The organism is Aneurinibacillus sp. UBA3580, from assembly GCF_002375825.1.
GTDB classification, from domain to species: Bacteria; Bacillota; Bacilli; order Aneurinibacillales; family Aneurinibacillaceae; genus Aneurinibacillus; species Aneurinibacillus danicus.
The window spans coordinates 1-14,785 of record NZ_DFMZ01000047.1 but is presented as its reverse complement, the minus strand read 5'-3'; the positions used below and the strand labels follow the sequence as shown (position 1 = coordinate 14,785).

Below are 14,785 nucleotides of genomic sequence, written 5' to 3'. Positions count from 1 at the left end.
AATGCCGAGCGCAATGCCAAGCGGCATAAGCGCACGAACGGTGGCGGCCTGGCTATAGAGCAGAATCGACAGCAGGAACAACGCGAAAGCGAACAACCAAGGTACGCTGGTCACCATACTCTTAATCGATCCACTGAGCAAGTCCATATTACCGGCAAAGAATGTATCGCCCATCCAGGCAATCCCAAAGATGCCGACAACCGCCTGTACACCGGCAATAAACACATTCCCTTTCACTACATCATCCACATTCACTTTGCACAACAGAATAATCAGTGCTGCAGTTGTCAGCATGACAATTTCAATTGCTACCGGCATTGCCATCCGCTCCAGTTTGCCTCCCGCATCCCATGCCGGACGAAGGTCCGGGAAGGTGCCAAGCAGCACCACGGCAAACGCCGCAGCCAGGAACAGGAAAACAGATAGCTTAGCCTGTTTGCTTACCTGCTGATGCTCTTGCTGCTGGTTCATCGGTGGAACGAGACCTGCTTCCATCCGACTTAAATATTCTGGATCTTTATCCAGATCTTTTCCCATCCGACTGGCAAACACGGCGCCAATCATACAGCCGAGGAAAGTAGCGGGTATACTAGTGATTAGGATGTCAATTAACTGGATATCATATCCGGCGATAAGACCTAAGAGCGCTACCGTAGCGGCTGAAATCGGACTTGCGGTAATCGCCTGCTGCGAAGCGATAACTGCAATGGACATCGGTCTCTCCGGACGCACACCGGATTCACGCGCCACCTCGGCGATAACGGGGAGAACGGAATATGCCACATGTCCTGTGCCCGCACACAGTGTAAACAGATAGGTGACGATCGGTCCCATAAAAGTAATACGGGACGGATTCTTGCGCAGCATTCTCTCAGCAACCTGAACAAGATAGTCCATGCCTCCCGCCGCCTGCAACGCTCCCGCTGCCGTAATCACGGCAACAATCATCAGCATAACATCAATCGGTGGGGACGTCGGCTGTAGATGAAATACGAACGTCAGCACGGTCAATCCGACCCCTCCCATAACTCCAAGGCCCACTCCTCCAAGACGCGCACCAACAAAAATACTAAGAAGCACAACGAGGAATTCAAGCCAGAACATAAAAAACACCTCACAGTATAAACACAATCAAAAATATAATGAATGCCATAAGCAGGGTGTATTACTTACCGCATCTTCATTATACTTCCGGCTTTTTCCTGTGCACGTACAATATGTGAAAAAATGGTGAGCAAACAATTAAACATTATTCACAAACTAATTATGCACCGTGTAATATTAAGGTACTTCGTTATCCCCTATCCCAATCACGGATACGGCATCCTTATAGCAAAACAAAAAACCTGCCCATAGAAACAAGCAGGTCATTTTTTTACGGAAGTTTGCGTTTGTGTTATCGCAATCGGATTAGGGCCTGGTTTATCTCCGGCCATTTCGTTGTACTGCTGCACTTTTACGGCACCAAAGGCAAATACCGCAAAGAACATGCCCGACAACAAAACGCCCACGATGCTGTTTAGAAAACTTCCTTTCTTCGTGAAGACAGAAAGAAGAGAAAGTAACGAAAATCCCAGAAACACCAGCGTACAAAAAAAGCCCATCAAACTAATCGGTCCCCAGATCATCATTTCCACCCCGTTTCTCTTCTTCCATCTCTTTGCAATACAATATAAGTATTATATTCATAGTTTCCAGGAATTAATAACCATATAAAAAACAAGTCTTTATACCTTAATTATAGGTATTTTATCTCGACAAACAATAGGCTTTACGAAGAAAAGTGGATTTTCTGCGAATCCGGCTATGGATTCCCTTCGATTCTTACACGATTTTTTATACAATAAGATTGCTAACATAAAGTGGTTAGTAGACAAAGTAAGGAGGAACTGACTGTTGGAACTTGCGCAATGCATTCGAGACGTTCATGCCAGGATGCCCGAAGAGTACATCGAAATCCCTTCCACTCCATTGCTATTTAAGAAAGGGCATATTTATCCTGTATTTAAAGATGAAGCCAATAACTGGCTCACAACAGACGAGGAAGGATTCCAGCACATTGTCGCTTCAGGGGTTGAGCGTGTGCTTGAGGATTACTGGTTCTCCCGGCATTTCAAATTACTCTGACAGCGAATATCTCCCGCCCTTGACCAACTGCTGCAGCAGCACATAGCGGCGCAGCGCGGTGAAATCCTGTTTTGTAATCGATAAGATTTCGCAGCCGTACCGGTATCCGTCATCGGCCAATTTCTCATGCCGAAGAATTGTTTTTGTTTTAATGGCTAAGTCAGGCACATCAAATAGAATATAATAAGAATGATTTACTTTCAGAGGATCGTGTGAGACAAATCCAAAGCCCTGTATACTTACATCAATAATACGAATACGTAAATCTGCAGGGATTTCATACACTTTTTCACTTAAATAGTCATTAATAAACGCCGACAGTTCGACTTTGACACGGGGCCACCTGCGCCGATTATTCGGAAAATTTGTCTCGAATAAAGGGACAAACAGGCAAATATACTTTTCACTTTTTTTTACGATTTTTACAGAAAACTTCCTGCCCCCATAAAAAAAAACGAGAAAATCACCCACCGTAAACGCTTCTGGATTTTTTACCTCAAGATACAGAAGCTCTCCTTCCGCCATCTCCATTCTTCCTAGTTCCAATTTCCCCCTATACTCAAATTGCACAATCTCCATATGTCTCACCTCATCCACCGCATAAAAATAAAAGCAAGGACTTCAGTGAAATTTTACCCAATAACAAGGAATTTTGGAATGGATAATAAGCTTCAATAATTTAGAGAAATATTGAACTTTTTATTCCAAAAAAGGATTTCCTATTGTTTTCATAGAATGTAATACTCTACCGGAATTACACCTTTTGTATCTAAGACTAACATCGTATTTATTTATTTCTTTATTTCATTTAAAATGCTTTTTATCTTTTATACATCCTGAAAAAAGAGAGAGTTAAGCGTGCGAAAAAAACAACCCCTTCTTATTGTCCTATGTCTCTTTTGTTGCCTGTTGTTTGCTTTGAGTTTCTTATTGGAAAGAAAGGTCTCTGCCGAAGAACGCTCTTCTGCCGCGTATCCGCTGGATGTGGATAAGGACGGCATGCAGGAATATCGGCTTGAAGCGAAAGGATGGATAACATCCGTTACACCCGTCGTCACATCTAATACGTATGAACATGCCGTTTACACTCATTATCATTACAAAAAAAATGGGCGTTCTTTCCACCTGACATTTGCGCAAATGGAAAACGGAAGCGTTCTCTATTTTGTCCGGTATACCGCTTCTAGTAAGGCCGAGCCCGTACAATTGCAGATTACCGCTCTGGATACAGACATCAATCAAACCGCCTGGCTTACCACCGGCAAGGAAAAGGGTTGGAAAAAAACATCACAGATTTCCGATTCCTTCTCTTCCTCGCTGTATATAGATGCAAATCATCTGTTCTATCGAATCGGCAAGGTCGATGCGCACAAGCCGCTCGGCTATACGGTATATACCGAGCAACCGCAGGCGGAGGCAAAGGTTAAACATATGAAATTGCGATTCGGCCACCTATTTTCCCTGACACTAAGCGCAAATGCGAATACCGAGTCCACCACCTGGGGGATGCTGTCTGCAGTACCGCTTATTCGTTGGGATAACCAGCAGGCTGCCGCCAAAGCTGCCCTGCTCGAATTTGAATATGACAAAAAATTGCGAGAAGACGGAGCGTACTACCTCAACGAGACGACATACCGACCGTATGAACCGCACTCTTTCTACCGAAATCCTGCCAACGGTGACGGTCTGCGTGCTCTTTCCTTCCTGTCCGGCCAGGAAAACGGCGTATGGTTCGTCAATGTCGCTTCTCATCTTGCTTATGCATCCCTTAGAACGCAAACTAGTGAAGGATATTGGGAAACACAGCCACGATCCGAGTGGCTGCACAAAGAATATAATATCGGGTACCGCTATATGGATAATCGCCGAAACGCTGACAATGCTACATTCCTTCTGCGCTTCAACCAGGCGATGCCGGATCCGGCCATAAAGCAGGCGCTGCGCAAATGGGATATGTATCTTGAACGCTATTCCACACAGCACGGCATGAAAGTCGGCCAAAACGGCCTCTTTCTGCCCGATTATGTAGGTGGTGCAGGCTCGAAACAAACGCATACCTCCCTGAACCATCAGGCTGCCAATATGAATTACCTGTACGAGGCATTCGTGTATGACGGCGATGAACAGAAGAAGCAGTTGGCCGATCGGTTGCTGGAGGGGATTGTGGCCACGAAAAACCGTTGGGTCAAGCCTGATCACAACCTATACTATGCGTTATACCCGAATTTGAAGCCGCATGCGTATCCGGACTATGCATATTTGACGAGAGATGACTTAGCGCTTTCCCAGTATTTACTCAATAAAATTTACGGAGAGCCCAGCGCCGATTTGCAATTTTTAATCGACAGCAAGAATGAATGGCTGCGCACCCGCTGAAAAAAACGAGGCGGCACAGGAATACGACCTGGTCCCTCGTTTTTTGTGACATACACGGAAGTTGAAACTTTTTTTACGCTGGCACGTATGCATGGTGAGTACCGAATGAAGGAGGAAAAAACATGATTAAATTGCTGCTTGGCGGCATCGTCGTCGTAGTCCTGCTCGCACTCGTATTCGGCCTTCTGCTGGTAGGCGGATTGGCGATGGGCGCCCGAAAACTGATGGGCAAAGGCCGCGGCGGTTTCTCCCCTCGCTCCTATGGACACCGTCATTACAAAAAACATAAATACTCCAGCATGAGCTTTTTCAGCAGCTAACCACCTGTTTGTCGGTTTCTTCTATATTTAAAAACAAAGCCCCGCTCTGCCGATTCGGCAAAACGGGGCTTTCCTTCATTTATTCTACCGCTGTTTCACATACCGCTTGTCTTTCATGAACATGCGCCAAAAATAAATAAATCCCGGCATTAAAATCGCAAACCCGACAATATAAGAGGCGAACAGAGCACGGAACGTATTCGGGTGAGTAAAAGCGGATTCGATCGTGACATGCGGATATACGATATACGGCAGATGCGCTTTTCCGTATGCATAACTTGCCAGCAAGTACTGAGCCACAACACCAAGCACCGCAATACGGGGTCTTCCCTGCATATGTTCTTTCTGTCCGCCGGGCCACCAGAGAGCCGTATATCCGATAAGAAACAGGGCGGCGGAGAAAAGCAGCAAATTGATCTGCTGCAGCAAATTCTCATACAGCCACGCCGCTTCGCTTTTCATTGAAGCCACCAACACCAGCCCCATAAAAAAGGAAAGAGGTCCGTTTAAAATCGCGTCGCGCCGATACAGTCGGTACGCTTCCTGCTCACCCGCTACACGTGAATAGTCCGCAAGCAAGAGTGAGGATAAAAAGAACGTGGTGCTGATGGCGAATGCCATATACGAAAGCCCGCTGGCGCTCGTCAACAGCTTGCCGAGCAGCAATTCTTCATACCCGTTCGCCGTACCGATAAATCCGCCCTGGGTTATGGGAAGCACCAGAATGAGCAGGGCGGGAATAAACAACCCGCTGATGCCTGAAACAATGGCGAGCTTTTTTTCGTACCCTTCCATCGAGTGCGAATAGACAAGGAATGCGCTGCGAATCGCCAACAGAAGCAGGATTAAGCTTCCAGGAACCAGCAGCACTGTTCCGAGCGTAAATGTGGCACCCGGGAAGAAGCTTACCAGCGCGACAACGATGAGTACGACAAATGTGTTCGTCACTTCCCACGAAGGAGAAAGATACCGGTTGGCGATATTGGTCGCTTTGCTCTGTTCATGGTTGCGGTATATCATCGACCAGAAACCGGTTCCGAAATCGATGGACGCAGCGACCGAATACACGAAGACGAACAACCAGAGTATGGCAATAGCAATGAGTTCATCGCTCACCGACCGCACATCCCTTCCCATTTTATTGTACTTCTCATGAACCGATCGCGCTCCCTTCCAGCTCCTTCTCCAGAGGATGACGCCTGAAATAATGGCGCAGCACAACCACGGTCGCAATGCCCAATATGAGATAAATGGTGACGAATAGCGCAAAAAGCAGACCGATGTTACCCGTCTGCGTCACCGAATCTGCCGTCAGCATCGTCCGGTACAGCACCCAGGGCTGGCGTCCGGTACAGGCGAAAATCCAGCCGAACTCGATCCCCATCACGGCGAGCGGTCCGGATGCGATAAACAGCCACATCAACCAGTGCGGAAACGCCTCCCGCTTCAACAGATGACGCCAGGCAAAACCGATAATCGACAGCAAAATCAACAGCGATCCGATGCCTACCATCCCGTTGAACAGCGTATGTACATACAGCGGCGGCCAGTATTCCCGCGGAAAGTCGTTAAGACCTTTCACCACTTCATCGAACCGGTTACCCGCAAGAAAACTCAGCGCCCACGGAATTTCAACCGCATACTTAACACTTTGCGTCGCTTCATCCGTATAACCGCCAATCGCAAGCGGCGCATAGGCCCGCGTCTCAAACAACCCTTCCGCGGCCGCCAGTTTCTCCGGCTGATACTCGTGCAGCATCTGCGCGGATTCGTGGCCGTTGAGTGCCGTCCCAACGGAGAATAAACCGCCGATCGCAAGCGACATCATCAGCGCTTTGCGGTGAAATAAAAACGCTTTCCCCCTGCTTTTGTGCTTCAGCATTTTAAATGCAGCCACCGAAGCAATGACAAATGCGCCCGTCATATATGCGGAGAGTCCGACATGGACCGCTGAGACTGCAAAGCTCGGATTGAAAAATCCCGCCCACGGATCGACATCCACGATCTGACCGTTCTCAATTCTGAATCCGGTGGGCGTTCCCTCAAACGCATGCACATTTGTAATGAGTACGGCAGAAGCCAGGGCTCCAAGCGCCACAAGGCTTACGCTAAGAATTCGCATCCCCGCGGAAAGCCGGTCCGCGGCATAGACATAGATCGACATAAACAAGGCTTCCAGCAGAAATGCGAAAATCTCAATCTGGAACGGCAGTGCAATCACTTTGCCCACCACTTCCATAAAACCGGGCCAAAGCAAGGATAGCTGTACGCCCGCTATCGTGCCTGACGGAATCGCCACGCCCAAAAGCACCGCGAATCCTTTCGTCCAGCGCTGAGCCATAATGCTGTAATCTTTGTCTTTCTTCCATTGATACATAATCTCCGCCGCCAGAATCATCAGCGGAAGCCCTACGCCGAGCGTGGCGAATATAATATGAAACCCCATTGTGGTCCCAAACATTGCCCGTGCCAATTGTAAATCCGTCACTATCGTCCGCTCCTCTCGTCTGGTATCACTTCCCTTTTAGTATTTGTTTTTCCAACGGAAAGATGTATGAAAATAAAAAACACCCGCCAGGAGCGCTTGACTATACGTCCCCGACAGGTGTCTCTATACTTTTTATAGTGTGAAACGCCGCAATTGCTGCTGCATTTCTTCGGCCAGATTTGCGAGCGAATGCGAAGAAGCCGCGATTTCTTCCATAGACGATAGCTGCTCGTCTGTCGCTTTGGAAATGCTCTCCAGGCTCTGATTGTTTTCGGTTGTCCTCTTGGCGATATGATTCATCGCTGCCACCACTTCTTCCGTACTGGCAGCAATTTGTTCGGTCGAGGCGGAAATCTCCTGGATTTGTCCCGTAACTTCCTGTACGGCTCTATCGATATCCAGGAACGATTCACCCGCGGCAGTGACGGTATGAATACCGCCCTCAACTTCTGACGCTCCCTGTTTCATGGCATTCACCATGCCCTCAATCTCGCGCTGGATACGGTGGATTTCCTGCTCGATGCGGTGAGATGCTTCACCGGTTTGGTTTGCCAGCTTACGCACCTCATCCGCCACTACAGCAAAGCCGCGGCCCTGATCTCCTGCTCTTGCCGCTTCGATCGCCGCGTTCAACGACAGCAGATTCGTCTGCTCTGAAATTTCATTAATGAACGCTACAATCGTTCCAATTTCTCGGGATCGTTCGCCCAGCATCTCCATCTTCTCATCCAGTTGCCGTACCGTTCCATGAATGGCGCTCATTTTCTCCGATACTGTCTCGATCGCGTGCTTGCCTTCGCCAGATAATTGACTGGCACGTACCGCCGAGTCCGATACGGTTTCGGCACGGACGGCAATATGCTGAACCGCCGTCGCCATTTCCTTGACTGTGTTCGAAGTCGCCGCTACCCGTTTTTCCTGGCTTCTATATTCTGCTACGACCCGGTGTACAATACTGGCAATGCGCCCGCTCGCTGATTTTGTCTGATCCGAACTGGCGCTTAATTGCTCGGAAGAGGCAGCTAGGTGCTCTGCCGTATCATTCATGTGAGCTACGATGTTCCGCAGGGATTCATTCATTTGGTTAAAACTATGGCCCAACTGTCCGAATTCATCCCTTGATTTGACATTCATTTGTGTGCGCAAGTCACCTTCTTTAATTTTATGTGCACCCATCATTAGTTTTTTAAGAGGCGCCGTCATGGAAGAAACGAGAAAATACACAAGAACGACGCCGATTACAGTCGTCAGCGGAACCACAACCAGCATCGTGTATAGTATCGGACGCGCCGCATCATCTGTTTCCCGCTTCAGCATGGCTCCGCCAATCTTCCAGCCGGTCTCCGCATTGGACACATATGTTAACTTTTTCTGTTCCCCTTCTATCAGAGCTTCGTACTCTCCTGCCGCGGTTTGAAGCATCGGCTGAAACCAGGAAGCATCCTTTATCCTTTCTCCTGCCTGATACTCCGGATGGACGATAACGTTTCCGTCTTTGTCTGTAATAAAAGCGTATCCGCTTTTCCCGACCTGAACCTGCTTCGTAATGTCCGCCAGCTTCTTCAGACTGACATCCATTCCGACAACGCCCTTTCCGTCCCTGGTCATCCTGGCAATGGTGACGACCATATTTTTTGATGAAGCGGCAATATAAGGGCTTGTCACTATGGTTTCTTCAGGACTGCTTACCGCATCTTTATACCACGGACGCTGTCTTGGATCGAATCCTTTTTTCATCTGGGTCATCGGCCATTTGATAAATACGCCCGCTTCTGTCCCGATGTATGTACGCTCAAGCATAGGCTGTGTTTCCTGAAACTTCGTTAGTATCTTTCTTACAGCCGGATCGTTTGCGGATTGAATGGCGTCTGCCTGAAGATATCCCGCCAAAAACTCGACTTCCTGCTTCTTGGCCTCCAGCATTTGATTAATCGTATGGTTAAGAAGCTGCACATTCTGCTTTGCTGCTTCCGTCAACTGATTCTCTACTTTGGTTCGCGCCGTCTGATAGGAAAAAATGCCAATGAGAAGACTTGGCACCAACAAAGTTATTGCAAAAGCCACATTTAACTTTGCTCTCAAACCCCATCGAACGCTGTCTTTTTCTTTTTTCATTATGTCGTATCCCCTTGTGCGCTATAAAAGAACCGATTTAGAATCTTTATTCCTAATTCATAAGGTCTAAAAATTCCATAGATAAAAATATACCGCACAATTACATAAGTCAACCAATTTTTCCATTTTTTTAATAGTTTTTATAGTCTGATTATATTACTCCCGGGCTATCTTTATTTTCTCCTCCAGTCAAAATATTAAATAAATAACCTTTATACTAAACAAGCCCCATAAGATTTGCTCTCCCGGGGCATTTCTTTTTACCTTTTTACTGTACCTTCATTCTTTTGGTAAAACTCATGAAATAGCTTTAACAGTGAAGGAAATTTCACGTTACAGACAGAAATATACAATTTGGTACATTTATAATAAAAGGAATGGTTGTATATGAGTGGTAAGGAATTAAATTACGGAATTGTCGTATTACTTGAGTTTTATCCATCACGGCTTGCGTTACCAAGAGAAAAACGCAGGGAATTAGCCAGCGATTTATACTCTATTGTTGGCAAGTATTCCGAAAATGTAAAAATTAAAGATGTTAAGATAGGCATTCAAAATGCTTACAAATCTTTTGAGACAGAAGTTCTTGGAATGGATACCGAATAAAAATTTATAATACGAAAAGAGTCTAGAAATAGACAAGCCGATGTCTCTTATATTAAGGGATCATCGGCTTTTATTTCGCAAGTAGCTGTTACTTCTTAATTAAAAGTCAACGTTATCCGGATCCGGGCCCACACGATGGTTATCATGTAAGGAATTAATTTTTTCCATGTCTTCTTTCGTTAACTCAAAATCAAATATATTTGCATTTTCAATAATGCGATGTTCTTTTGTAGATTTCGGAATGGTCACCACACCATTTTGCAAGTCCCAGCGCAGGATGACTTGTGCAATTGATTTATCATACTTGTCCGCAATCTTTTGTAATGTAGGGTTATCTAACAATTGACCTTGCATCAATGGAGACCAAGCTTCTAACTGGATCTCTTGTTCCTTACAAAATGCTTGTAGTTCTTTTTGTGTTAAACGCGGGTGGTATTCCACTTGATTGACCATTGGCTTAATTTCAGCATCCTGCATTAGATCTTGCAGATGATGGATCTGGAAGTTACTTACTCCAATCGCGCGTACTTTTCCTGCTTTATAAATCCTTTCGAGTGCCTTCCACGTCTCTTTGTATTTTCCTTCTACAGCCCAATGAATAAGGTATAAATCCAGATAATCTAAACCAAGTTTATTTAGGCTTGTTTCGAAAGCGGCCAGGGTGGATTCATATCCCTGGTCCGAATTCCATACTTTTGATGTCACAAATAGGTCTTCTCTAGAAATACTAGCTTCCTTAATTCCTTCTCGTATTCCCTGTCCTACCCCTTCTTCATTTTTGTAAATAGCTGCCGTATCAATACTGCGGTATCCATGTTTAATAGCTGTTTTTACTGCGTTTATCAGTTCAGGACCTTCCTCCACTTTAAATACCCCTAAACCAACCCATGGCATTTTTACACCGTTATGCAACGTTGTTGTATCTTGTAAGCTCTGTATCATAATAAGATGACCTCCCAAATGTTATGATTAAAACTATATTATTATATAAAATTACGCTACGCGACTAATTGCCCCCGATCTTTCTTTTCAAGCACCCTGCTCCAGCCTGTAAGAAGAACAGCACCTACTACCATAAGGGCTCCCACCCATGCAGTATGAATCAGTCCCATTGATTCTGTGACAATTCCACCTAGATATGAACCCATTGCGATCCCTATGTTAAATGCTGCAATGTTAATCGCAGATGCGACATCTACAGAACTTGGAACAAAACGCTGTGCAAGCATAACTACAAATACTTGTAATCCTGGTACGTTCATAAAAGCTAACAATCCCATGAAAATAATAGTAATCAATCCCACAATTTTAAATGGTGCAGTGAATGTTAAAATAAACAATACAATAGCTTGTACGATGAACATATAGAACAATGCACGGATTGGATTTCGATTAGATAGCTTACCGCCAATGATGTTTCCAATCGCAATGGCAATTCCATATACAAATAAAATGATACTGACTTTATCCGCTTTAAAACCTGTAACTTCTTGCAATAATGGAGACAGATACGTAAAAGTTACAAACGTGCCACCATACCCTAACGCTGTAATAATAAAGATAAGAAGCAAACGACCATTGGTGATGAGTTTTAGCTGATCACGGAATGAAGCTGGTGATCCTTTGCGCAAATGAAATGGAATTAACATACTGTTCGCGATTAAGGCGATTACCCCAACCGCTACAATGCCAGCAAATGCAAATCTCCAGCCAAAATGTTGACCGATAAAAGTCCCGAGCGGAACCCCTGTAACTGTGGCAACAGTAAGACCTGTAAACATAATGGCGATTGCACTAGCCCGGCGATTTTCCGGCACAAGATCCGCTGCAATTGTAGAACCAATAGACATAAATACTCCATGTGAGAATGCCGAGATAACACGAGCGACAAGAAGTATGCTAAAGCTTGTAGATACAGCTGCGACACTATTACCAGTAATAAATATAATCATAATCCACATCAATAGTGCTTTACGTGACATAGTGGACGTTAACGATGTTAACACAGGTGCTCCAACGGCTACTCCTAGCGCATATAATGAAACGGTTAAACCAGCTGTTGTAACTGAAATTTGCAAATCGCGAGCTATCAGTGGTAATAGCCCTACACTAATAAATTCTGTTGTTCCAATTCCAAACGCGCTAATCGCTAATGCCAACAATGCTAACGTACTTCGTTTTTTATCTACAGTTGTTTCTTGTTGAGTAACGTGATTAGTGCTCATATATCCCCCTCATGTTCAACTTTACATAATTATTGGATTTCCATACAACCTGACCGGATTGCATCATCATCGTATTATGTCTTTTAGCATGCTGCTTCCTCCTGGTTATCTTGTTGTATTGCCCACCCCCTTCAAACAACCTATATAATTGAAAAGGTATAGGTAAAACCGGCTGACAAATGCTATTATGGGGTATATAAATCCAAAGGGGAAGTAAGCACTTTTAAGTAATATAGGTACCGAAAAGTTGTATAGGAACTTCTAAGTACCTATAGAGTAGAAAGGAGAAAAGAATGACAAAGAAGAAATATAATATCTCAGTTGAAGCCACACTAGAAGTCATCGGAGGAAAATGGAAATGCGTAATCCTCTGTCATTTAACCCGTGGCAAAAAACGTACAAGTGAATTAAAACGTCTTATGCCTGGAATTACACAAAAAATGTTAACTCAGCAATTGCGGGAATTAGAAGAAGATGGAATTATCAATCGAATTGCTTACAATCAGATTCCCCCAAAAGTAGAATATGAGCTTAGTGATTATGGATGGAGTCTACAGGAGATTTTAGATTCTTTATGTGCTTGGGGGGAAAAACATATTATCAGAACGTATGGTGATAAGTTTTCTGTCTTAGAGGAAAACGTTTTAAATGATAAACTGAAGTAAGGAAAAAGCAACATTTGACACATGCTTCGCAAGTGTTTCTTCGCTTGCAAAATGGATGAAAAATTTAATCACTTTAAACTTTCTTTGCCGAAAAAAGATCCGGCTGTGCGCCGGGTCTTTTTTAACTCGTTCTCTTTTCTCTCGCTGGCCGCATCGCCAGCACGTTTTCAACTGAGAAGTATCTTGTCGCTCTCCGCTTGAAGCAATACGTCCGAATCCTTCCGTCTTTCACCGACAGCAATCGGATCTTCCGCTGGCTGAGTTGCCCGTTCCTATCTACATAGATGATTTTTATAATCTGTGGTGCTGGAGAGTGGAACATGGTTGGCTAACAGGAATCGATCGTATTATAAGGTCAACCAGATTTTTCTGATTGACCATTTTTATTTTGCCAGGCTTATGACATCAGTAGCCAGTATAGAGCGAGCAAGAAAGTAGAGTCAAGATTCTGACAACCAAACTGTTTTCTCCTTACTTGTAAAAACATGTTTGAGGCTGGTTAAGTTGAATCTGTCTACTCTTCTCGAAGATAATCTTCATACTGTGACAATAACAACATATAATGACGCGGAGGAGTTAAATTGGGCTTTCGTCGCCTAGCAAGTTTGAGTGCTTCATCACGGCTCAGTCCAAACTTTTGCATAAAAAAAGCAGTTATAACAAAACCACTTCTTTCCCTTCCTAACAGGCAATGAATCAGGATTCTATGTCCACTGTCGAATAAAGTATTTATTCTATAGATGAATGGAATAGTCCAATTCAGATTGGGGGCCTTCATAACATTTAATGGGGCCCAAATCATAATTTTATTCCTAAAGTCAAACGGTAGCATATCAGGTTTGGTTCGAAGATTTATGATGACGGTTATATTCTTTTGAATAAATCTCCAATCATCCTTGCTTATCCTTCCCCCGACATATAGGCGTTGAGGAATCATTTCGACCATACTCATGGTAAACCTCCTGTCTTTATGTTCATGGTATTTATATATTCATAAAAACAATTTTCGTTTTTTTTTTTAATTTTCGATTACGATGTGTATAAAAATTAAAAATCCCCTGAGACATTCCCTCAGAGGATTTGACTGTTCCCTACGCTGGCTTCGCTAATTTAAGTTATGCAGTCATGGTAAACGGTGTGCTTTTTTAATATAGAATAACAATGACTAAATACGTCCGCTTAATTGTTGTTCTGCCATCATTATCATGCGTCGAACCATTTCTCCACCTACAGAACCGTTTAGGCGGGAAGTCTGGTCAGCGCCTAATTGAATACCTAACTCTGTTGCAATTTCCCACTTTAATAACTCCAATCTTTGTTCCGATTGTGGAACAAGCAATTCATTTCTGTTTCCGCTTTGTTGTTGAGCCATGAGATAATTCCTCCTATGGAGAATGATGGTTATTGCTAATCTTAAAATCCCTCATAGGAAAGAAATTATACACTTGTTATATTGGTAATTTTTTCAGGATACAATAAAAGACTCGGCTGCATGTCGGACGACTTTCTGTCTGATGTTCAGGTGAAATGATAATCCGGCTCTTTCACCAAGAGCTTTCTTTCTTCCGCCCGAACATTCAGCAGACCGCTATGTATGCTTTTCACCAGCTCGTCTGGTTTAGAGACTACCTATGGTGAATTCCTGCATCGAAAAAGCCTTCGGTATCAACACCGAAGGCGAAGATCAATCTTCTCATTCATAAGTTTTTATGTTCTCCTGTTTAGGAGGTTGAGTAATGAAAAAAGGAAGCTTTTCTATTCCAATTAACCGGGCGTAAAGAAACAATTGACCTTTGTGGTGAACCTCATGATCAATCATAGTATCAAGCCATTATTGAATCTCTCATGGCTAAAGCCACGAGA

16 protein-coding genes are annotated in these 14,785 nt (G+C 44.4%); 5 read left to right on the top strand and 11 right to left on the bottom strand.

Annotated elements, in window-relative coordinates; translation table 11 throughout:
- Positions 1–1,104: anaerobic C4-dicarboxylate transporter family protein (locus B2899_RS07485; protein ID WP_286884764.1), on the bottom strand; the 1,104-nt coding region annotated here is incomplete at its 3' end.
- Positions 1,105–1,367: 263 nt separating this feature from the next.
- A complete protein-coding gene (locus B2899_RS07480) occupies positions 1,368–1,637 on the bottom strand; it encodes a hypothetical protein (protein ID WP_286884762.1) in 270 nt (89 codons plus the stop codon).
- A gap of 259 nt (positions 1,638–1,896) precedes the next feature.
- Between B2899_RS07480 and B2899_RS07475 the strand changes: the two genes are divergently transcribed.
- Positions 1,897–2,127, top strand: coding sequence for a hypothetical protein (locus tag B2899_RS07475; protein ID WP_286884761.1), 231 nt, complete (start codon positions 1,897–1,899; stop codon positions 2,125–2,127).
- Here the strand turns inward: B2899_RS07475 and B2899_RS07470 are convergent.
- Complete coding sequence (locus B2899_RS07470) at positions 2,119–2,706, bottom strand: PilZ domain-containing protein (protein WP_286884758.1); 588 nt, start codon at positions 2,704–2,706, stop codon at positions 2,119–2,121. The two genes, B2899_RS07475 and B2899_RS07470, sit on opposite strands and share 9 nt — an antisense overlap.
- Before the next feature lie 351 nt (positions 2,707–3,057).
- Between B2899_RS07470 and B2899_RS07465 the strand changes: the two genes are divergently transcribed.
- A complete protein-coding gene (locus tag B2899_RS07465) occupies positions 3,058–4,503 on the top strand; it encodes a hypothetical protein (RefSeq protein WP_286884757.1) in 1,446 nt (481 codons plus the stop codon).
- 122 nt (positions 4,504–4,625) lie between these two features.
- Complete coding sequence (locus tag B2899_RS07460; RefSeq protein ID WP_146809915.1) at positions 4,626–4,823, top strand: hypothetical protein; 198 nt, start codon at positions 4,626–4,628, stop codon at positions 4,821–4,823.
- 84 nt (positions 4,824–4,907) lie between these two features.
- Here the strand turns inward: B2899_RS07460 and B2899_RS07455 are convergent, their stop codons facing one another.
- From B2899_RS07455 to B2899_RS07445, 3 genes are all read right to left on the bottom strand, one after another.
- Entirely contained in the window at positions 4,908–5,939 is a 1,032-nt protein-coding gene (locus B2899_RS07455) for a cytochrome d ubiquinol oxidase subunit II (RefSeq protein ID WP_286884754.1), read from the bottom strand.
- Between the two features lie 34 nt (positions 5,940–5,973).
- A complete protein-coding gene (locus B2899_RS07450; RefSeq protein ID WP_286884752.1) occupies positions 5,974–7,311 on the bottom strand; it encodes a cytochrome ubiquinol oxidase subunit I in 1,338 nt (445 codons plus the stop codon).
- 132 nt (positions 7,312–7,443) lie between these two features.
- Positions 7,444–9,426 (bottom strand): methyl-accepting chemotaxis protein, encoded by a 1,983-nt coding sequence (locus tag B2899_RS07445; protein ID WP_286884751.1) that lies wholly within the window; start codon positions 9,424–9,426, stop codon positions 7,444–7,446.
- A 387-nt stretch (positions 9,427–9,813) separates the two neighbouring features.
- Between B2899_RS07445 and B2899_RS07440 the strand changes: the two genes are divergently transcribed.
- On the top strand, positions 9,814–10,032 hold the full coding sequence (locus B2899_RS07440; RefSeq protein WP_286884748.1) for a hypothetical protein: 219 nt from the start codon (positions 9,814–9,816) through the stop codon (positions 10,030–10,032).
- Positions 10,033–10,131: 99 nt separating this feature from the next.
- On the opposite strand, the gene B2899_RS07435 is transcribed toward B2899_RS07440, so the two are convergent.
- Both B2899_RS07435 and B2899_RS07430 read right to left on the bottom strand, forming a co-directional pair.
- The gene (locus B2899_RS07435; RefSeq protein WP_146812427.1) at positions 10,132–10,974 is read right to left on the bottom strand and encodes an aldo/keto reductase; all 843 of its coding nucleotides are present in this window, start codon (positions 10,972–10,974) and stop codon (positions 10,132–10,134) included.
- A gap of 56 nt (positions 10,975–11,030) precedes the next feature.
- Positions 11,031–12,257 (bottom strand): MFS transporter, encoded by a 1,227-nt coding sequence (locus tag B2899_RS07430; RefSeq protein ID WP_146812428.1) that lies wholly within the window; start codon positions 12,255–12,257, stop codon positions 11,031–11,033.
- A 293-nt stretch (positions 12,258–12,550) separates the two neighbouring features.
- On the opposite strand from B2899_RS07430, the gene B2899_RS07425 reads away from it, so the two are divergent.
- The gene (locus tag B2899_RS07425; protein WP_146812429.1) at positions 12,551–12,922 is read left to right on the top strand and encodes a winged helix-turn-helix transcriptional regulator; all 372 of its coding nucleotides are present in this window, start codon (positions 12,551–12,553) and stop codon (positions 12,920–12,922) included.
- Positions 12,923–13,436: 514 nt separating this feature from the next.
- Here the strand turns inward: B2899_RS07425 and B2899_RS07420 are convergent.
- From B2899_RS07420 to B2899_RS07410, 3 genes are all read right to left on the bottom strand, one after another.
- Complete coding sequence (locus tag B2899_RS07420) at positions 13,437–13,874, bottom strand: dual specificity protein phosphatase family protein (RefSeq protein WP_146812431.1); 438 nt, start codon at positions 13,872–13,874, stop codon at positions 13,437–13,439.
- Positions 13,875–14,087: 213 nt separating this feature from the next.
- The gene (locus B2899_RS07415) at positions 14,088–14,294 is read right to left on the bottom strand and encodes an alpha/beta-type small acid-soluble spore protein (protein WP_146812432.1); all 207 of its coding nucleotides are present in this window, start codon (positions 14,292–14,294) and stop codon (positions 14,088–14,090) included.
- A gap of 321 nt (positions 14,295–14,615) precedes the next feature.
- Positions 14,616–14,741, bottom strand: coding sequence for a DinB family protein (locus B2899_RS07410; protein ID WP_349679045.1), 126 nt, complete (start codon positions 14,739–14,741; stop codon positions 14,616–14,618).
- Positions 14,742–14,785 lie beyond the last annotated feature (44 nt).

What these genes read in the sequence shown, in the direction of transcription:
- B2899_RS07470 (WP_286884758.1), bottom strand. Translation starts at nt 2,706, where the DNA reads ATGGAGATTGTGCAATTTGAGTATAGGGGGAAATTGGAACTAGGAAGA.
- B2899_RS07460 (WP_146809915.1), top strand. Translation starts at nt 4,626, where the DNA reads ATGATTAAATTGCTGCTTGGCGGCATCGTCGTCGTAGTCCTGCTCGCA.
- B2899_RS07445 (WP_286884751.1), bottom strand. Translation starts at nt 9,426, where the DNA reads ATGAAAAAAGAAAAAGACAGCGTTCGATGGGGTTTGAGAGCAAAGTTA.
- B2899_RS07440 (WP_286884748.1), top strand. Translation starts at nt 9,814, where the DNA reads ATGAGTGGTAAGGAATTAAATTACGGAATTGTCGTATTACTTGAGTTT.
- B2899_RS07435 (WP_146812427.1), bottom strand. Translation starts at nt 10,974, where the DNA reads ATGATACAGAGCTTACAAGATACAACAACGTTGCATAACGGTGTAAAA.
- B2899_RS07430 (WP_146812428.1), bottom strand. Translation starts at nt 12,257, where the DNA reads ATGAGCACTAATCACGTTACTCAACAAGAAACAACTGTAGATAAAAAA.
- B2899_RS07425 (WP_146812429.1), top strand. Translation starts at nt 12,551, where the DNA reads ATGACAAAGAAGAAATATAATATCTCAGTTGAAGCCACACTAGAAGTC.
- B2899_RS07420 (WP_146812431.1), bottom strand. Translation starts at nt 13,874, where the DNA reads ATGAGTATGGTCGAAATGATTCCTCAACGCCTATATGTCGGGGGAAGG.
- B2899_RS07415 (WP_146812432.1), bottom strand. Translation starts at nt 14,294, where the DNA reads ATGGCTCAACAACAAAGCGGAAACAGAAATGAATTGCTTGTTCCACAA.
- B2899_RS07410 (WP_349679045.1), bottom strand. Translation starts at nt 14,741, where the DNA reads ATGATTGATCATGAGGTTCACCACAAAGGTCAATTGTTTCTTTACGCC.